Raw genomic sequence first — 18,228 nt, forward strand, 5'->3', positions numbered from 1 at the left:
GAAAACGCGGCCCGGACCGGTGCCCGAACCGCGCAAGCGCGCCTTAGCGGCGGATGCCGAGGCGCTCGATGAGGGCGCGGTAGCGGGCCTCGTCCTTGCGCTTCAGGTAGTCGAGGAGCGACCGGCGCTGCGACACCAGCTTGAGCAGGCCGCGGCGCGAGTGGTTGTCCTTGGTGTGGGTCTTGAAGTGCCCGGTGAGGTTCTGGATCCGCTCGGTGAGGATCGCGACCTGCACCTCCGGCGAGCCGGTGTCCGAGCCGCCGCGGGCGTGTTCCTTGATGAGCGCGGTCTTGCGCTCCGCCGTGATCGACATCGCGTGTCCTTTCAGTGCTACGGGTTCACGAGGTGCGCGGCTCCCCGGAGGGAGGCCGCCTTCCGCACGGGGCTCGGCCGGGCCGGGATGTCGTCCAGCGCGGTCTGCCAAGGCGAAAAACCTCGCCGTGTGCGGGCGAGGGTGGCGCACCTCTACACGAAACAGCCGGCGCTTGCCACTCCCCCTCGTCCCGTCGTCCCACGCGCGGTTTCGTCACGCCGGTGCCGGACGCTCGCGATACGGCCGAGGTCGAACCCAGGATACCCCCGAGCAGTTTGCCCGCCATTCCCCGCCACGCGAGGCCTCCGCGATGACCCCTACGACGACCGCGAGCACGACGACCGCGAGCGAGACCGGATCGGCCACGAACGAAACCGCTCAGTCGATCTACGTCACGGCCCTGCGCAACACCCACGCCCTGGAGAAGCAGGCGGCGCAGATGATTCAGCGCCAGATCGAGCGCTACGAGAACTATCCCGAGCTGACCCAGGCCCTGCGGCTGCACAAGAGCGAGACCGACCAGCAGGCCACCCGCCTCTCCGACCTGCTGCACGGCCACGGCGAGGACCGCTCGCTCCTCAAGGACGTGGTGACCCAGACCGTGGGCAACGTCGCGGCGCTCGTCCACAGCGTGACGGGCGACGAGGTCTTGAAGAACCTCTACACCGACTACTCGGTCGAGACCTACGAGATCGCCGCCTACACCTCGCTGATCGCGCTCGCCGAGGAGGCCGGGCAGGCCGGAGACGTCGAGACCCTGCGCCTCTCGCTCCGGGAAGAGGAGCGCATGGCCGAGGCGGTCTTCGAGCAGATCGTGCCGGTGACGAAGGGCTACGTCGCCCGCGAGGCCCGGGGCGAGAAGGCGGACCGGTAGAGCGTCTTCCGACGGAGCGGGCGAGCCCCGTCCGACGCCGCACGCCGGACGGGGCTCGAGGTTCCGCCTCCGCCGCCGCCTACTTCGCCCTCTCGTGCTCGGCCATCCCCACAGCCTTGTAGTCGTAGGTCGGGTAGAACTCGGTGCGGTAGGCGCCCCAGGCGGTGTCCTCGAGGACGCGGTTGACCTCGCGCAGGCGCGTCGCCGGCAGGCGCAGGACGATGACCTGGCCGATGCCCATCGCGACCGTCCAGGACACCACCTCCATGCCCGGCGGCGGGAAGGCCTTGTAGAACCCTTGCTTCGCGAGCTGGGCGTTCAGCTCGGAGAGCGGCCGCGACTGGTCGTGACGCAGGAAGACCGTCAGCAGCACGGCGTTGTCCGGCGTCGCCGTCGCCGAGCCAACGGGCGGCGCGGGCGCGGTCTGGACCGCACCCTGATTCTGGGCTTGGGCTTGGGCGGGCAGGGCGAGCGCGGCGCCGAGCAGCACGGCGGCGGTTCGGGCCGCGAACGGAGGTGACCTCATGCCTGATCCTGGGATCGCGAGAACGTCGATCGAGGGCGCCGGGCCGGCGCCGGCCGCTCAACGCGGTGCGGATCGATCCGATCCCAAGCACTGACAAATTCCGGGAGCCGACGAATGCGGGCCGACGGAGCGGCGGGACCGATCGCTAGAGGAGCTTGCGGGCGAACCGCACGAGCTGCGACGCCGCCGTGCCGACGCGTCCGCGCAGGCCTGCCGCGGCGGCCGGGAGCCCGCTGCCGAACTCGCCGCGGACGAGCCCGAGGATCTCGGCGACCTCCGCCTCGCGCCCGGTCCCGGGCCCGAGCCGCGCCAGCTCGTTCACCGCCCGGGGCGCCGGGTCGGCGACGCGCGTGCCCCAGTCGGTGCCCCAGACCCGGCGGGCGAGGGCGTCGTTGCGCCGCGCATGGACCTCCCGCACCCGCGCGACCATGCGGAGATCGAGGGCGCGGAACGGCTCGCTGTCGAGGCCGTGCTCGTGCGCCAGGACGTCGATGCGCGCGGTGACCGCGCGGGCGAGCGGCTGCGACCCGCCGGCCCCGGCCGCCCGCAGGCGGCGCGACACCTCGACGCCCACGGGCCCCAGGCTCTCGTTGGTGCGGTAGGCGAGGTCGTCGGGCGTCAGGAGCGGCAGCAGCCGGTCGGCGATCCCGAGCTCGGTCGCGATCCGCTCGACCAGGGGCGCCCGCGAGTGCCGGTCCTGCACCGGCACGAGGTGCACCCGCCCCGCGGCTTGCCCCGCCCAGTGGCGCAGCCCCCGCCAGTAATCGTAGCGCCGCGCCCGCAATTCGGCCTCGAACGCCGCCGCGAAGGCCCGGGCCTCGCGCAGGAACTGGATCCGCCAGGTGTATTGCGACTGCAGGTAGGTTTCCTGCGGGCGCACCGTCATCAGGATCTCGGGCCGGAAGCCGCGGCGCTCGAACAGGCCGCAGATGAGCTTCGGGGCCCGGTGCCAGGGCGGCAGCAGGCACAGGCTCTCGTAGGAGAGGAGGGCGACGTCGGCCCGGGTCTCGGCGAGAATCCGGTCGAGGTCGGCGAGGAGCTCGCCCCGCTCGCGGCGCGGCCGGCGTCCGTCGAGGGTCTCGCCGAGATGCTGGTGGCTGGCATGCGGGTGGGCGGCGGAGGCCGGCGTCAGCGCCGGGTAGAGGATGCCCGCCCGGCCGAGGTCGTCCCGGTGGAGGTGCAGCAGCATCTGCAGCGACGAGGTGCCGGTGCGGGGCGTGCCGATGTGGATGATGGCGCGGCGCATCGGCGGATCAGCCCTCGCCGGCCCGCGCCTCCGGGCGCGCGATCGGCGGGGCGGGGCGCCGGATCGGAGTTCCGCGCGGCGAAGTCCGGTCGGCCGGGATCATGCGATCCTCCCTCGTGTGCCTGCCTCGTGTGAGCGCCCGGTCGGCCGCGCGCCGCGGCGCCGGCCGCCGGCCGAGCCGCGCCTACCGGGACGCTTCCGCCACCCGAGTGCGAGCCCGAACACGGCGTTTTTGCGACGCCGCGACACTACATTCGAGCAGAAACACCGGAGACACGAGAGAAATGCGCGCCATCGATCGATCAGCTATACGGCCAAGCTCTTGATTTTCGATGCGATTTCGATCGATTTCAGATGGCTGGCCTATCGAATGCCGGGCAATTGAATGTAAATGTTGCGAAATATGTGTCTGAGTTCGTGAGCTGTGTTGGCGGGCACGATCGACCGTGCGGGCCGATCGCAGCGCGCCGTCCGGCTCAGCGCAGGCCGCCGCCCACCACCCCGGCCTCGACGGCGACCGACAGGCGGTCGGTGATCGCCCACTCGACCCCGACATGCGCGTCGGGCCGCACGATGATGTCGTCGCGCGAGAACGGGGCCGAGACCGGCGTCGCCCCGGCCCGCAGCGTGCCGTGCACGGCCGCGGCGCCCGCCCGGGCGTAGAGCAGCACGTCCGGCGTCAGCAGCGTGCCGACCTTCACCTGCACCGCGCCGGCGAAGTCGCGGGTGTAGCTGAGGCCGCCGAAGCCGGGGGTCAGGCCGCCGGAGGTCGCCGCGAGGTAGTCGAACCCGCCGGCGATGCCGTAGACGAACCGGCCCTCCTGCCACAGCCGCCCGCCCTCGAACCCGATGGTCGGCCCCGCGTAGCTGCCGAAGCGCCGCGACGAGACCGCCTCGAACCCGGTCGACAGCCGGGCGTAGGAGCCGGACCAGCGCCCGTCCGCTCCCGGTCCCTCTTCCAGGGCCCTCGGCCAGGCAAAGACGGGCAGGTAGCCGAAGCCGACGAGGCCCTGCGCCGCGCCGGGATCCGGCGCGAGGGCACAGGCGCCGAGGACGAGGCAGGCCGCGAGGCGGCGCACGAGGGGGCGGGCCGCGAGGCGGCGAAGGGGGCGGGCCGCGAGGCGGCGCAGGGAGCGGGAATCGGCGCGTCCGGTCATGCGGGCAGGATAGCCGAGGGCGCGCGAACTAGACAGACGGCCGCTTTTCGCGCGCGCCGCCCAGGCCCGCTGCCACCGGCAGGCCGGCGGCGCACAGGGCCGCCATGATCCAGAACGCCCCGGCGCCGAGCGCGCCGTAGAGCAGGCCGCCCGCCGCGGTCAGGATCGCGGAGGCGAGGCCGAGGCCGAACGTGCCGTAGAGGGTCTGGCCGGTGGCGGCGAGGCGTTCGGGCACCAGCTCGGCGATCCGCCGCATGATCGCGAGGTGGAGGAGCGCGAAGGTCAGGCCGTGGCTCGCCTGCGCGACGGCGAGGACCGGCACCGCGCCGCTCGTCGCCATGGCGCCCCAGCGCAGCCCGCCGAGGCCGGCGGCGAGCATCGCGGCCCGCGCCGGCCCGAGCCGGGCGAGGAGCCACGGCCCGGCGAGGACGAACACCACCACCTCCGAGGCGACCGCGAGCGACCACAGGAGGCTGATCGTGCCGGCGCCCAAACCCGCGGCGCGCCAGCGGATCACCGCGAAGGCGTCGTTGAGGGCGTGGCTGCCGATGACGAGGGCCGCGACGAGGAGGAGCCGGCGGAACGGCGCCAGGCCCAGGAGCGCGCGGATCCCCGACAGGCCCGGCGCCGGGGCGCCGCCGTCGGTTCCGCCGGCCGGCACCCGGGTCGTCGCGAGCGCCATGACGAGAAACATCGCCGCGCTCGCCGCCACGACGCTCGCGAGGCCGGCGAGCCCGACGAGCTGGCCGGCGACGAGCGTGCCGAGCACGAAGGCGGCCGAGCCGGCGCCGCGCACCCAGCCGTAGGAGAAGACCCGCTCGCGGGCGACCGCGGCCAGCGCCAGGGCGTCGGCGAGGGGCGCCAGGGGCGCCGTCGCCGCGGCGTGCAGCAGGCTGACCGCCAGGAGCGCCGCGAGGCCGTGCCCGGGAAGGTAGGCGAACGCGACGATCCCGGAGGCCGCGGCCGCAAGGCCCAGGACCGACCGGGTCGCGCCTCGGCGGTCGGCGAGATGGCCGGCGGCCGGGCCGGCGACGAGCCGCACCAGGGTCCCGGCGGCGAGCACGAACCCGATCTCCGCCGCGCTCAGGCCCCGCTCGCCGAAGAAGCTCGGCAGGAACGGCGCCTCGAGGCCGTAGGCCGCGTAGAGCGCGCCCTGGAGGCCGACGAAGGCCGGGAAGGAGCTTCGCCGAAGGGCGCCCATCACCCGGCCCCTCGGCCGAGGAGCCAGAGCGCCAGGCCCGCGCCCGCGATGCCGGACAGCCCCCAGAACGCGGCGGGAAAGCCGAGATACTGCGCCGCGAGGCCCGCGAGCACCGGGCTCAGCGTCGCGCCGGCGCCGAAGGCCGTCATCACGCCGCCGAGCCCCGCGCCCGCGTGGCCGGTGCCCTCCATGATCTCGGCCACCAGGGCCGGGATGGCGACGCCGGCGAGCCCCATCGCGAGGCCCTCCAGCACCTGGACCGGGATGATCCATCCCCAGGAATCCGCGAAGGCCGCGAGGCCGCCGCGCAGGACCACGAGGGCGAGCGCCAGCGCCAGGACCCGCCCGTGGCCCCGCCCCGCGGCGAGGCGGGCCGCACCGAGCGCCGCGGCGATCATCGTGAGTTGCGCCGTCACCGTCATGATTCCGGTGGTCAGGCTCGGATCGGCGCCGGCGGCGGTGCGGGCCTGGGCGAGGAAGGGCAGCATCGCGCCGTTCGCGGTCTGGAACGCCAGGACGCTGCCGGCCAGCACCAGGAGCGGGCGGGTGCCGAACAGCACCCTCAGGGTCGAGCGCCCGTCCTGCTCGCCGCCCCGCGCCGCCGCGTGGTCGATCCGCGCGGGATCGAGGGTGAGGAGCACGCCGCAGGACGCGACCGCCATCACGACGATCGCCACCGCGACGAAGCCGAGGCCGCAGGTGTAGCCGAGGAGCCCGGCGAGCGCCGCGTTGGCGGCGTTGCCGGCATGGTTGAACGCCTCGTTGCGCGAGACCTGGCGGCCGTAGGCGGCCTGCCCGACGAGCCCGAGGGTCAGCGCCGCGACGAGCGGCGCGATGCTGGTGTCGGCGACCCCGATGACGAGCTGCGCCAGGGCGATCAGCCACAGGCTCTTCGTCGCGACGAGCCCCGCCGCCCCGAGGGCGATCGCCGCCACCGCGACGGCGAGCAGGGCGCGCTTGGCCTTGGTGCGGTCGATGAGGGCGCCGATCGGCGTCGTCGCCGCGAGGCCGGCGAGACCGGCGAGCCCCATGGCGAGGCCGATCGCGGCCGGCGCGAAGCCCTGCTGCTGCAGGTAGACGCCGAGAAACGGGCCGAACCCCTCCCGCGCGCCCGCCAGGGCGACGTTGAGGGCCAGCAGGCTGGTCGTGGGCGGCATGCCGGCCTTTCAGGGAGTCACGGTCGATTTGGTCGCACCCCAGAGAACTAGGGTGGGGTATGACATATGTTGCCGTCCAAGGGCTGCCAGTGCGACCGAGCAGTGCGACCGAGGTGGCCCGCCGGAGACGCCGCGCGTGATCGATCGAGAAGGGCAAGACCTGCGGGAGGGCCCCGACCCGGGCCCGACCCGGGGTCGGACGTCGTCGGGCCGGGCCCGGATGCCGGAGCCGGGCGCTCCGCCCGCCCCGCGCTGCGTCGTCGCCGTGCCGGTGCGCAACGAGGTCGACCGGATCGGCGCCTGCCTGTCGGCGCTCGCCGGGCAGGAGGAGGTCGGGCCGGACGCGATCGGCGTCGTGCTGTTCCTCAACAACTGCACCGACGGCACCGCGGAGGCCGTCGCCGCCCTGCGGCCCGGCCTGCGCCTGCAACTGCGGGTGATCGAGCGCGACTTTTCCGGAGCCCATGCCGGCTGGGCCCGGCGCGAGGCGATGGAGGCGGCCGCCGCCTGGCTCGAGGAGACCCGGCTCGAGGAGGCGGCTCCGGACGGCGTGATCCTCACCACCGACGCCGACAGCCGCGTGCCGCCGGACTGGATCGCCCGCAACCTCGCGGCGCTGGCCCAGGGCGCCGACGCGATCGCCGGCACCATCGCCCTCGACGCCGAGGAGGCGGCGCGCCTGCCGGACGCGCTCCACGCGCGAGGCCGGCTCGAAGGCACCTACGAGGCGCTGCTCATCGCCCTCGAGGCGCTGGTCGACCCGGTCGCCCACGATCCCTGGCCGCGGCACGCGACCCGTTCGGGCGCCACGCTCGCGGTGCGCCTGAGCGCCTACCGCGCCGCGGGCGGCCTGCCGGCGATCCCGCTGGGCGAGGACCGGGCCTTCGTCGCCGCCCTGCTGCGGGCGGATGCCCGGGTGCGGCACGCCCCCGACATCGTCGTCGTCACCTCGGGCCGGCTCGACGGCCGGGCCCCGGGAGGCGCCGCCGACACGATGCGCCAGCGCTGCGCGGTGCCGGAGAGCCCCTGCGACCCGCGCCTCGAGCCGGTGTGGCGCGCCCTGTTCCGCTTCGCCTGGGGGCGCCGGCTGCGGCGCCTGCACGCGGCCGGGCGGCTCGACCGCACCCGGCTCTGGGCGCCCTGGCTGCGGATCGGGCGCGAGGAGGCGCGCCGCATCGCCGGCCTGCCCACCCTCGGCGCCCGGCTGGCGGCGATCGAGGCGGAAAGCCCGCTCCTCGCCTACCGCGCGTTGCGCCCCGGCGCGCTGCCGCGGCACATCGCGGGCGCGCGCGGGCTTCTGTCCGGGCTGCGGCGCGGGGTGCGGGCCCTGCGCGCCGTCCGCGCCCTCGCCCCGGGACGGGCCCGGCCCGCCCTCGGACCCGCCTCGGAGGAGGCCGGCAATGCTTGACCTCGACCCGCCCGCGACCCCGCGCCCGACCGCGCCTTGTCACGAGGACATCCCGATGGACCCGCGGCCCCCCGTCCGCGACGCCGTCGCGGCCGCCCGCCTCGTCGCGGGTCGCGCCGCGGCACGGGCCGACGCGCAGGACCACGACGGCGGCTTCCCGGCCGAGGACGTGGCCGACCTCGCCCGGGCCGGCCTCCTCGCCGCGCCGGTGCCGGCGGGCGAGGGCGGCGCGGGCCTCGGCGAGGAGCCGGGGGCGGCCGACCTCGCCGAGGCCTTGCGCCTCGTCGGCCTCGGCAGCCTGGCGCTCGGCCGGGTCTACGAGGGCCACGTCAACGCGCTCCAGCTCGTCGCCCGCTACGGCGATCCGGCGGCGCGGCGCGCCCTGTTCGCGGATGCTCGCGCCGGCCACCTGTTCGGGGTGTGGAACACCGAGCCCCCGTCCGGCGGCCTCGTGCTGGGCGGGGACGGGCGGCTCACGGGGTGCAAGACCTTCGCGTCGGGCGCGGGCTACGTCACCCGCGCCCTGGTGACGGCGCGCCGGCCCGGGGAGGAGGCGCCGCTGATGCTCGTCGCCGCCCTCGAAGCCGGCACCCGGGCCGACCTCTCGGCCTGGCGCGCGCACGGCATGCGCGCCTCGGCCACCGGCACCGTCGACATGACGGGGCTCGCGCCGCTCGCCGTCCTCGGCGGGCCGGACGACTACCACCGCCAGCCGCACTTCTCCGGCGGGGCCTGGCGCTTCGCGGCGGTGCAGCTCGGCGGCGTCGAGGCGGTGTTCGAGGCCTGGCGCGGCCACCTCGCCCGGACCGGGCGGGGCGACGACCCCCACCAGCTCGCGCGGCTGGGCGAGGGCGCCATCGCCCTCGAAGGCGCCCGCCTGTTCGTGGCGCGGGCGGCCGGCCTCGTCGCGGAGGATGCGCTGCCGGCCGAGCGCATCGTCGCCTTCGTCAACCTGACCCGCCTCGCGGTCGAGCGGGCGGGGCTCGAGGTGCTGGGCCTCGCCCAGCGCTCGGTCGGCCTCCAGGGCTTCCTGCGCGGGCATCCGCTGGAGCGGCTGTCGCGCGACCTCGCGACCTACCTGCGCCAGCCCGCCCCCGACCGGGCGCTGACCGGCGCCGCCGCGACGATCCTGGCCGCCGACGAGCCGGTCGCCGCCCTGTGGCGGGAGGCGCCTTGATGCGGGCCGACGCCTTCCTCGCCGCCGCCGAGGCGCTGCCGGTGCGCAGCTTGCGCGAGATCGTGCCGTCGGGCGGGATCGTCGTGGTGGCGCCGCACCCGGACGACGAGAGTCTCGGCTGCGGCGGGCTCATCGCGGAGGCCTGCGCCCGCGGGGTGCCGGTCCGCCTCGTCGTGGTGAGCGACGGGGTCGGCTCGCACCCGAACTCGCCGAGCCACCCGCCCGAGCGCCTGCGGTCCCTACGCGAATCCGAGACCCTGGCGGCGGCCGCCGCCCTCGGGCTCTCGGCCGAGCACGTCGCCTTCCTGCGGCTGCCCGACCGGTTCGTGCCGGCGTCCGGCCCCGAGGCCGAGGCGGCGGCCGGGGCGATCGCCGCCGCGGCCCGGTCCTGCGGGGCCGGCGCCCTGTTCGTGACCTGGGCGCACGACCCGCATTGCGACCACGGGGCGAGCGCGGCCATCGCGGGCCTCGCCCGGACCCTGCTCGGGGGCGTCGCGCTCCATGCCTACCCGGTCTGGGGCTGGACGCTGCCGCCCGCCACCGAGGTCGGTGCGCCGCCCCGGGGCGCCCGCCTCGCGATCCATCCTCACCGCGACGCCAAGGCGGCGGCGATCGCCGCCCACCGCTCCCAGACCACCGACCTCATCGCCGACGATCCCGACGGTTTTCGCCTGGAGCCGGCGATGCTCGCCCGCTTCGGGCGGGAGCACGAGATCTTCCTCGAGATCGCGCCGTGAGGAGACCCCGATGACCCGGCACACGACCTCGCTGCCCCCCGGCTACTTCGACGAGCGCTACGCCGCCGATCCCGACCCGTGGAACTTCGCGGACAGCCCCTACGAGCGGAGCAAGTACGCCGCCACCCTCGCGGCCCTGCCCCGCGCCCATTACGCCTCGGCGCTGGAGGTCGGCTGCTCGATCGGCGTCCTGACCGCCGCCCTGGCGGAACGCTGCGACGCGCTCCTCGCCCTCGACGTCGCCGAGGCCGCCCTCGACCAAGCCCGCGCGCGCTGCCGCGACCGGCCGGGCGTCCGCCTGCTGCGGGCCCAGGTGCCGGGCGAGTGGCCGGAGGGCACCTTCGACCTGATCCTCCTGTCGGAGGTGGTCTACTACCTCGATACCGGCGACGTCGCCGCCCTGGCGGACCGCGTCCGCGCCAGCCTGGCACCCGGCGGCGACGTCGTTCTGGTTCACTGGACCGGCGAGACGCACTACCCGCTGACCGGCGACGAGGCCGCCGACCTGTTCATCTCCGGGACCCGCGACCGCCTGGCGGTCGACCGGCAGGTGCGCACGGGGCAGTACCGGCTCGACGTGCTGCGGGGGAGGGAGGCCGGGTAGCGGCGGACCGGCACGGCGCGCCGGCCTCGCCTCTCCCCGAGGGTCGGAACGGGCGAAGGGGCCCCGGTGCGCGAACCCGCGTCCTCGTATCGCATGATCCGGTCGAGAGATCGGGCCGAGGGAGCAGGCCGGGACCGCCGAGGCCATTGCGGTGGTCGGAGCGCGTATCCCGCATCTTCCAGCCGGAGGGCCAGGTTTCAACCTGATCAAGCCGGTTCTTGCATAAATCATACCCTTGCACCTCGGCATCGACACGTCGATGCCGAGGCGTCCGGCGCATCAATGCCGACGCCCGTTCGGGCTCAGCCAGCGCCTTGGAACGGATCCGTTCCAAGGCGCTGCGGTATCGGTACGCTGATGCGCAGAGCGAGGTCGTGCAGAGAGGTTGCCGCGTGCTGGATCGTTCAGTGGGTGTCACGCCACCTTTCGCCACGAAAGCTGCGCTTAGCTAACTCCAGGGGTGGAATGAGACGCTGAACAGAGGGTAGGGATGCTTCTTTGTATCGGCAGCTCAACGCTCCCGCTGTTGCCGCCTACGTGGCGGACGTATTCGACGGCGCGCCCCGCGCGATCGACGAACCGCCCGAGCCCTCGCGACATGTCGGCAAACGGCAGGCTCTCAGGCCGCCGCGCGGCCGGCCATCCGCGCGCTCCGCGGCGCCTCTCCCGCCGTGGAGCGCACTTCCTCCGCCTCGCGGCACAGAAGCTCGGCGAGCACCCGCGCCCGCTCGGCCCAGTGGTCGCGCTCGGCGCACAGGGCCTCGATCCGGTCGCGGCCGACCGCCAGGGCGACCTGAAGCTCGTCGACCTCGGCCGACAGGGCATGCGCCCGGTCGCGCTCGCGGGCGAGCGCCGTCCTCAGGACGGGGAGCGCCGCGGATCCCGGCTCCGGCACAGGGGCCGCCGGCGAGGACGGGGATGCCTCCGGCGGGGTGCCGCCGGCAGCGATGCCTCGGCCGGGATCGGACGGGCGGGCGTCGCCACGGACGCGGCCGAGGGCGCGGCCCCGGTGACCGGGACGGGCACCGCCGCGACCGGAGCGGCCGCGATCGGGGTGCCCTCCTCCTCCAGCACCAGGCCGTGCAGCATCGCGAACACCCCGTCGCCGTCGAGGCGGGTGAGGTCGAAGCCGCTCTCGGCGGCGAGCCCGCACCACAGGGCCTGCCCGCGGGCGGACTGGCCGACGAAGGCCATCGACCAGTCCGGGAAGCCGCGGGCCTCGACCGGGCCGCATTGCAGCACCGTGACGTCGCCGTGGCGCTCGTCGCGCTGGATGCGCTCGAAGGTGTCCTCCACGCCGGTCCGCGGCCCCTCCAGCACCTGCGCGAAGGCGCCGCCGTTGAACATCAGGGCGCCGGTGACGCCGACCCGGCGGTTGTTGGCCTGCGAGGCGGCGAGGATCCGGCGCACCGCCGCGGTCACCTCGTGGTCGGGGCCCTGGAGCAGGTTCTTGCTGGCGTAGACCAGGCGGTACAGGTCGCTCATGACGGATCGCTCACGGGTGGAGTCCGGGGAAAGGGGGAGCCGGCGGCGAGGAGGCGCAGGAGGTCGTCGGGGGGCAGCGGCTTGCTGATGAGGTAGCCCTGCACGTCGGTGCAGCCCTCGGCCCGGATGCGGCGCAGCTGCTCGGCGGTCTCGACGCCCTCCGCCACCGTGGTCATGCCGAGGCTGCGGCCGAGGCCGGCGATCGCCCGGATGATCGCCTCGCCGTCGGCCTTGTCCTCCATGTCGGAGACGAAGGAGCGGTCGATCTTGATCTTGTCGAAGGGGAAGGCGCGCAGGTAGCTCAGGGACGAGTAGCCGGTGCCGAAATCGTCCATCGACACCCGCACGCCGAGCGCCCGCAGGCGATGGAGGGTGTGCAGGGTCTTCTCGTTGTCCTGCAGCAGCACGCCCTCGGTGATCTCGATCTCGAGCCTCGATGCCGGCAGGCCGGCATGGCTGAGCGCCGACACGATGGTCTCGACGAGGCGGTCGCTCTTGAACTGGGCCGGCGAGACGTTGACGGCGACCGAGAGCGGCCGCGGCCAGGAGGCGGCGTCGCGGCAGGCCTGGCGGATCACCCACTCGCCGATCGGCACGATCAGGCCGATCTCCTCGGCGAGCGGGATGAAGTCGAGGGGCGAGACCAGGCCGCGCTCCGGGTGACGCCAGCGGATCAGCGCCTCGCACCCGACCAGGCGCTCGTCGGCGAGGTTGAGCTGCGGCTGGTAGTGGAGCTGGAACTCGCGCCGGGCGAGCGCCTGGCGCATGTCGAGCTCGAGGCGCCGGCGCGCCTGCATCCGCGCGTCCATCGCCGGCTCGAAGAACCGGAACGTGCCCCGCCCGTCGAGCTTGGCGCGGTAGAGGGCGAGGTCGGCGTTCTTCAGGAGCCGGTCGGCGTCGTACCCGTCGGCCGGCGCGAGGGCGACGCCGACGCTCGCCCCGATCGAGAGCAGCTGGCCCTCGATCATGTAGGTGCGGCCGACGAGGTCGACGACGCGGCGCGCCAGCGCCTGAGCCTCGTCGGGCGCGGACACGCCGGCCTGCAGCACCACGAACTCGTCGCCGCCGATCCGCGCGACGGTGTCGCCGGCCCGGACCATCGAGCGCAGGCGGTCGGCCACCTTGTGCAGGAGCGCGTCGCCGACCGGGTGGCCGAGCGTGTCGTTGACCGGCTTGAAGCGGTCGAGGTCGACGAGGAGCACCGCGCAGCCCTCGCCGGTGCGCTGCAGGCGCCCGAGCGCGGCGTCGAGGTGCTCACGCAGCTGCAGGCGGTTGGGCAGCCCGGTGAGCGGATCGAGGCGGGCGAGGTCGTGGGCCCGGCTCTCCGCCGCCCGGCGGGCGCTGACGTCCTCCAGCACCAGGGCGACGCCCTCGTCCGGGACCGGGTGCATCTCGACCTGGACGCTGTGGCCGCCGGCGGCCACGTCGAGCACGGCGCGGGCACCGAGGCGGGTGACGATCTCGCGGATGGTAAGGCCGGAACCGGCGCGGGCGAGGCGCAGGAGACGGCGCAGGGACGGCGCGCCGTCGAGGCCGAGCCGGGCCAGCAGCGCCAGGGCCGGCCCGGTGCAGACGGCGACGCGACCCCGCGTATCGATCATCAGGAAGCCGTGCCGGACGGCATCGAGACCGCGGGCGAGGCGCGGCGTCGCGGCCCGACCCGGCCCGTCCGCACGGGGGCGCCCGCTGTCCGGGGCGAGATCCGGCGAGAGACCCGGCGAGAGACCCGGCATGCAGCGCAGCGCGGCGGAGGGGAGGGCGGTCATGGGAGGCGTGTCGGGCTCCGCGGGGGACGCCGTCTCGGCGCGGGTTCGATACTGGATAGGACTATATTGCAGCGCTTAATGCTTCGTCTCTCCGGGCGATCAGCCGGAAGAACCGGTGCCAGGTCTCGCGCCGGCCGAGCATCGGCCGGGCGGTTTCACCGCCGCACGGGATCGTAACGGCGCAAGAGACGACAAGCTCCGCCGTGGTCTCGGCGCATACCTAATGCTTCGTCATCGCGCGATGGTCGATGGAGCGGCGGTGCCGGCGGCGCGGAATCAGGGCGCATCGGGGAGGTGCGGAGCCCGCGACCCTCCCCGCCGGGATCTCGTCACGCGGTACGGCGGTGCGGATCGGACGTGGCACGAATTTCTTCCCCCGCCGCCTTGCGCGACGGGGGCGGGGAGAGGTCGGCGCATCGTCGGGCCGGGAGGGCGCCGCCCTCCCGGCCCGACGCGGCTCAGTTCGAGCGCCGCGACAGCGACACCGCGTAGGCCGGCGAGCGGATCGCGAACATCGGGTCGTCGGCCGGGCCGGCGATGCCCTCGGGCAGGTCGACCACCGGCTCGAACGTCGCGGCGTCGCAGGTGGCATCGGGCTCGATGCCGGCGATCGCCAGGGTGCCGAGCGTGCGGGTCTTGCGCCCCTCCGGCAGGTCCGCGGTGACGTCGGTGGTCGGGTCGCCCGGCTCGGGCAGGATCGCCACGAGGTCGAACTTCGCCGGGCCCCGGGCCAGCCGCTCCTTCAGCTCGTCGGCGTAGAAGCTGTCGGGCTTGGCCTTCAGCTCGTCGTCCGACAGCGTCGCCTTGTCGGCGGCGACGAACGTGAGCCGGGCCTTCGTCGCCTCGCCCTTGGCGTTGGTCAGCGTGTAGGTGTGCACCGCCCAGTAATCGGTGCCCGCGAAGCTCGCCGGCACCGGCCGCGCGTTGAGCCACGCGGCCTGGCGGCCGGTCTCCGGGTTCTTCGCCGCGAAGGCCTTGATCTTCTCCGGGTCCGGCTTGCCGTCCGGCCCAGGCGCCCGGACCTGCAGGAACTCGAGCAGCTGCGCCGGGGTCCTCGTCGAGAAGACCGGCGCGGAGATGATCACGAAGGTCAGGTCGCCGGCCGGGTCCTGCATCCGCATCGCGAAGCCGCGGGTGGTCGGCTTGGTCTTGTCCGAGATCTTCGGGTTGCCGCCGCCCATCGAGAAGCGGGCGGTGACCGGCACGGCCTTGGCGAATTGCGGCGCCTTCGACAGGCTCGCCGCGTCGGCGGCGGGCGTGAAGGTGCCCTTCAGGCAGACGCCCTTGGCGCCGCTCGCGCGCACGCCCTTGTGGTCGCCGCTGAGGGCGAATTGCAGGGCGACGATGGCGCCGGGATCGACTTCCTCGGCCGGGGCGGGCGCGGCGAGGGAGGCCAGCACGGCGGCGCTGGCCAGGACGGAGAGGGACCGGATCATGGGGGCGTTTCCTCGGGATTGCCGAGGGTGACTTTGAATTGCGCGCAACTTTCTTGCAAGACTAATTCCAATCGGTGTCCGGACCGTTTCCGATCCGCACGCCGCGCGCCCGGATCAGGCGGCCCCGCCGCGCGACCGTCGCAACGCCGCGACCGCCGTCGCGAGGCGCCGCATTCCCTCGTCCAGCCGCTCCGGCGGGTTGAGGGTGAAGTTGAGCCGCATGCCGCGCCGGTTCGCTCCCGTCGCGTCGAAGACGCTGCTCGGCGAGAAGCAGATCCCGGCCGACAGCGCGTGGGGCAGCAGCGCGTCGGTGTCGAGGGCGGGGTCCTTCGCGACCGCCCAGACGAACATGCCGCCGACCGGCACCTCCCAGTCGAACCAGTCGGAGAGATGGGCCGAGAGCGCGGCGCAGAGCGCGTCCCGGCGGCTGCGGTACAGGGCGACGAGCGCCGGCCGGATCTCGTCGACGAGCCCCGACTCGATCGCCGCGAGCGCGACGCGCTGGGTCACGCCGCTGGTGCACAGGTCCGAGCCCTGCTTGGCGAGCGTCAGCGCCTCGATCATCGCCGGTGCCGCGACGACCCAGCCGACGCGCAGGCCCGGCGCGATCTCCTTCGAGAGCGTACCCATGGAGATCACCGGGCCGGCATAGGGCTCGCCGGGTGCGGCTTGCGCCGAGAGCTCGATCAGCCGCGGCAGCGCCGCGCCGTCGTAGTGCAGCGTGCCGTAGGGATCGTCCTCGACGAGCCAGGTCCCGGTCCGATGCGCCGCCGCGACGAGGGCGCGGCGCGTGGCGAGATCGACCATCCGGCCGGTGGGGTTCGAGAAGTTCGGCACCGCGTAGGCGAATTGCGCCCCCGCGACGGCCTCGAACGGGTCGAAGCCCGGCGCCTCCAGCACGAGGTTGCGGAACGACGGCGCGCGCGGGCGCCAGGCATCGAGGGCGCCGAGATAGGTCGGGTACTGGCCGGCGACCAGGCCGCCGTCCTCCAGCAGCACCTTGCCGATCAGGTCGAGGCCCTGCATCCCGGAGGTGGTCACCAGCACGTTGTCGCGCGTCAGCGGCAGGGCCGGGGAGCCGAAGCGGCGCGCGAGGGCGTCGCGCAGGGCCGCCAGCCCCTCGACCGGGCCGTAGCTCAGCACCTCGTCCGGATGCTCGGCCACCGCCCGGCGGGCGAACTCGGCGAGCCGCTCGGTCGGGAAGATCGTCGGGTCGGGCAGGCCGCCGGCGACGTTGATCAGGCCGGGGATCGCGCCGGCGGCGAGGAACGTGCGGGTGATCTGGTTCGTCGTGCCCATCCACCGGGCGAAGGCCGGCCGCGTCGCGGTGCTGGCGGGCAGGGGGGAGGACGGCGCCATCGAGGTCGGCTCGCGGGTTCGGGGATGAGGGACCGGGAATCACCGCCCGGGCCGTTCCGACCCTCTACCACCGGATGCGGGCGTTCGCCGTGCGATCTCGTCCCGCCCCTCACGCCGGTTCGGCGAACGTCGCCCCCGGCACCGCCGCCAGCAGGCTGCGGGTGTAGGGATGCTCGGGCGCCCGGAACAACTCTGCGGTCCGGTTCATCTCGACGATCTCGCCCCGGTGCATCACGGCGATCCGGTCGCAGATCGTCGCCGCCACGCGCAGGTCGTGGGTGATGAACAGCATCGCGATGCCGAGGCGCGCCTTCAGGTCCTCCAGGAGCGCCAGCACCTGGGCCTGGACCGAGACGTCGAGGGCCGAGACCGCCTCGTCGGCGACGAGCACGTCCGGTTCCATCGCGAGCGCGCGGGCGATGCCGATGCGCTGGCGCTGGCCGCCCGAGAAGGCGTTCGGGTAGCGCCCGGCGGCGCTCGGCGGCAGGCCGACGAGGTCGAGGAGCTCGCGCGCCCTCGCCCGGGCCCGGCTGGACGGGGTGCCGTGGGCGATGGGACCGCCGGCGATGATCTGCTCGACGGTGCGGCGGGGGTTGAGCGAGGCGAAGGGGTCCTGGAAGATCATCTGGATCCGCCTGCGCTCGTCGCGGAGCTGCGTGGCCCCGAGCGCCGTGAAATCGAGGCTGCCGAGGCGCACCGTGCCGTGATCGGGCTCGATCAGCCGGATCGCCAGCCGCGCGGTGGTCGACTTGCCGGAGCCCGATTCGCCGACGAGGCCCAGGGTCTCGCCCCGGCGCACGTCGAAGCCGACCTCCTTGACCGCCGCCACCACCCGCGGCTTGCCGAACAGGCCGCCGCCCGTCGCGTAGGTCTTGGCGAGACCCGAGACCGACAGGGCGACCGGCGCCCCGGTGATCGGCGCCCGCTCGGGCGGGGTCAGGCTCGGCACCGCGGCGAGCAGCGCCTTGGTGTAGGCGGCCTGCGGGCGGCGCAGGACCGCCTCGGCCGGGCCGGCCTCGACCAGCCGGCCGCGCTGGAGGACCGCGACGTGGTCGGCGATGTCGGCCACCACGCCGAAATCGTGGGTGATGAACAGGACCGCCATGTTGCGGCGGGTCTGGAGGTCGCGGATCAGCTTGAGGATCTGCGCCTGGGTCGTCACGTCGAGGGCCGTCGTCGGCTCGTCGGCGACGAGCACCGCGGGTTCGAGCGCCAGCGCCATCGCGATCATCGCCCGCTGGCGCTGCCCTCCCGAGAGCTGGTGCGGATAGGATCTCACGATCTGCTCCGGCTGCGGCAGGCCGACCTCGCGGGCGAGCGCCACCGCGCGGGCGCGCCGCTCCCGCGGGGTCAGGAGGTCGTGGGCCTCGAACATCTCGGCGATCTGGTCGCCGATCCGCATCACCGGGTTGAGCGCCGTCATCGGCTCCTGGAAGATCATCGCGATCCGCCGGCCGCGCAAGGAGCGCCAGGCGCGCTCGTCGAGGCGCAGGAGGTCCCGGCCCTCGAACCGGATCTCGCCGCCCGCCATCGTCAGCGCCCGCGGCAGCAGGCCGGTGAGCGCGTAGGCGCTCATCGACTTGCCCGAGCCGGATTCGCCGACGACGCAGAGGATCCGCCCCGGCATCAGGTCGAGGCTCAGATCCTCGACCGCGTGCGGCCGGTCGGCGCCCGCCGGCAGGGCGAGGGTCAGGTTGCGGATCTGGACGATCGGTTCGCTCATCTCTGCCCCTTGGATGCCCGATCATTCAGGCCGTTCGTGCCGTATCGTCCCTACCCGGA

The 18,228-nt window shown here is 74.5% G+C and carries 17 protein-coding genes; 5 read left to right on the forward strand and 12 right to left on the reverse strand.

Annotation, left to right across the window (positions count from 1 at the left end; genetic code table 11):
- Window positions 1–43: 43 nt before the first annotated feature.
- Window positions 44–313: a 30S ribosomal protein S15 gene (gene rpsO / locus DK419_RS10890; RefSeq protein ID WP_048444669.1), complete on the reverse strand. Its 270-nt coding sequence runs from the start codon at window positions 311–313 to the stop codon at window positions 44–46.
- A 310-nt stretch (window positions 314–623) separates the two neighbouring features.
- On the opposite strand from rpsO, the gene DK419_RS10895 reads away from it, so the two are divergent.
- Window positions 624–1,187 carry a DUF892 family protein gene (locus DK419_RS10895; protein ID WP_109959091.1) on the forward strand — a complete coding sequence of 188 codons (564 nt, stop codon included), beginning with the start codon at window positions 624–626 and terminating at the stop codon, window positions 1,185–1,187.
- A gap of 79 nt (window positions 1,188–1,266) precedes the next feature.
- On the opposite strand, the gene DK419_RS10900 is transcribed toward DK419_RS10895, so the two are convergent.
- The 5 genes from DK419_RS10900 to DK419_RS10920 all read right to left on the reverse strand — a co-directional run bounded on the left by DK419_RS10900 (window position 1,267) and on the right by DK419_RS10920 (window position 6,474).
- Window positions 1,267–1,713 carry a hypothetical protein gene (locus DK419_RS10900; RefSeq protein ID WP_109959092.1) on the reverse strand — a complete coding sequence of 149 codons (447 nt, stop codon included), beginning with the start codon at window positions 1,711–1,713 and terminating at the stop codon, window positions 1,267–1,269.
- Between the two features lie 145 nt (window positions 1,714–1,858).
- Window positions 1,859–2,959, reverse strand: a complete 1,101-nt coding sequence (locus DK419_RS10905) for a hypothetical protein (RefSeq protein ID WP_109959093.1) — start codon at window positions 2,957–2,959, stop codon at window positions 1,859–1,861.
- A gap of 476 nt (window positions 2,960–3,435) precedes the next feature.
- The gene (locus tag DK419_RS10910; RefSeq protein WP_208642304.1) at window positions 3,436–4,116 is read right to left on the reverse strand and encodes an outer membrane protein; all 681 of its coding nucleotides are present in this window, start codon (window positions 4,114–4,116) and stop codon (window positions 3,436–3,438) included.
- A gap of 28 nt (window positions 4,117–4,144) precedes the next feature.
- A complete protein-coding gene (locus DK419_RS10915) occupies window positions 4,145–5,317 on the reverse strand; it encodes an MFS transporter (protein ID WP_109959094.1) in 1,173 nt (390 codons plus the stop codon).
- Window positions 5,317–6,474, reverse strand: coding sequence for an MFS transporter (locus tag DK419_RS10920; RefSeq protein WP_109959095.1), 1,158 nt, complete (start codon window positions 6,472–6,474; stop codon window positions 5,317–5,319). Before DK419_RS10920 ends, DK419_RS10915 begins: the two co-directional genes overlap by 1 nt.
- A 136-nt stretch (window positions 6,475–6,610) precedes the next feature.
- On the opposite strand from DK419_RS10920, the gene DK419_RS10925 reads away from it, so the two are divergent.
- From DK419_RS10925 to DK419_RS10940, 4 genes are read left to right on the forward strand one after another with little or no spacing between them, the layout of a single operon-like run.
- The gene (locus tag DK419_RS10925) at window positions 6,611–7,882 is read left to right on the forward strand and encodes a glycosyltransferase family 2 protein (RefSeq protein ID WP_245442902.1); all 1,272 of its coding nucleotides are present in this window, start codon (window positions 6,611–6,613) and stop codon (window positions 7,880–7,882) included.
- 55 nt (window positions 7,883–7,937) lie between these two features.
- Window positions 7,938–9,059 carry an acyl-CoA dehydrogenase family protein gene (locus DK419_RS10930; protein WP_109959097.1) on the forward strand — a complete coding sequence of 374 codons (1,122 nt, stop codon included), beginning with the start codon at window positions 7,938–7,940 and terminating at the stop codon, window positions 9,057–9,059.
- Window positions 9,059–9,796 carry a PIG-L deacetylase family protein gene (locus tag DK419_RS10935; protein ID WP_109959098.1) on the forward strand — a complete coding sequence of 246 codons (738 nt, stop codon included), beginning with the start codon at window positions 9,059–9,061 and terminating at the stop codon, window positions 9,794–9,796. Before DK419_RS10930 ends, DK419_RS10935 begins: the two co-directional genes overlap by 1 nt.
- Before the next feature lie 10 nt (window positions 9,797–9,806).
- Window positions 9,807–10,400 (forward strand): class I SAM-dependent DNA methyltransferase, encoded by a 594-nt coding sequence (locus DK419_RS10940; RefSeq protein ID WP_109959099.1) that lies wholly within the window; start codon window positions 9,807–9,809, stop codon window positions 10,398–10,400.
- 619 nt (window positions 10,401–11,019) lie between these two features.
- Here the strand turns inward: DK419_RS10940 and DK419_RS10945 are convergent.
- From DK419_RS10945 to DK419_RS10970, 6 genes are all read right to left on the reverse strand, one after another.
- Window positions 11,020–11,295: a hypothetical protein gene (locus DK419_RS10945; RefSeq protein WP_109959100.1), complete on the reverse strand. Its 276-nt coding sequence runs from the start codon at window positions 11,293–11,295 to the stop codon at window positions 11,020–11,022.
- On the reverse strand, window positions 11,259–11,885 hold the full coding sequence (locus DK419_RS10950) for a BLUF domain-containing protein (protein WP_109959101.1): 627 nt from the start codon (window positions 11,883–11,885) through the stop codon (window positions 11,259–11,261). Before DK419_RS10950 ends, DK419_RS10945 begins: the two co-directional genes overlap by 37 nt.
- Window positions 11,882–13,618, reverse strand: a complete 1,737-nt coding sequence (locus DK419_RS10955) for a putative bifunctional diguanylate cyclase/phosphodiesterase (protein WP_109962243.1) — start codon at window positions 13,616–13,618, stop codon at window positions 11,882–11,884. Before DK419_RS10955 ends, DK419_RS10950 begins: the two co-directional genes overlap by 4 nt.
- A gap of 491 nt (window positions 13,619–14,109) precedes the next feature.
- On the reverse strand, window positions 14,110–15,087 hold the full coding sequence (locus DK419_RS10960; protein WP_109959102.1) for a catalase family peroxidase: 978 nt from the start codon (window positions 15,085–15,087) through the stop codon (window positions 14,110–14,112).
- Between the two features lie 114 nt (window positions 15,088–15,201).
- A complete protein-coding gene (locus DK419_RS10965; RefSeq protein WP_109959103.1) occupies window positions 15,202–16,446 on the reverse strand; it encodes an aminotransferase-like domain-containing protein in 1,245 nt (414 codons plus the stop codon).
- 109 nt (window positions 16,447–16,555) lie between these two features.
- Window positions 16,556–18,169 (reverse strand): ABC transporter ATP-binding protein, encoded by a 1,614-nt coding sequence (locus DK419_RS10970; protein WP_109959104.1) that lies wholly within the window; start codon window positions 18,167–18,169, stop codon window positions 16,556–16,558.
- Between the last annotated feature and the right edge of the window lie 59 nt (window positions 18,170–18,228).

This window comes from Methylobacterium terrae (assembly GCF_003173755.1).
Lineage (GTDB): Bacteria > Pseudomonadota > Alphaproteobacteria > Rhizobiales > Beijerinckiaceae > Methylobacterium > Methylobacterium terrae.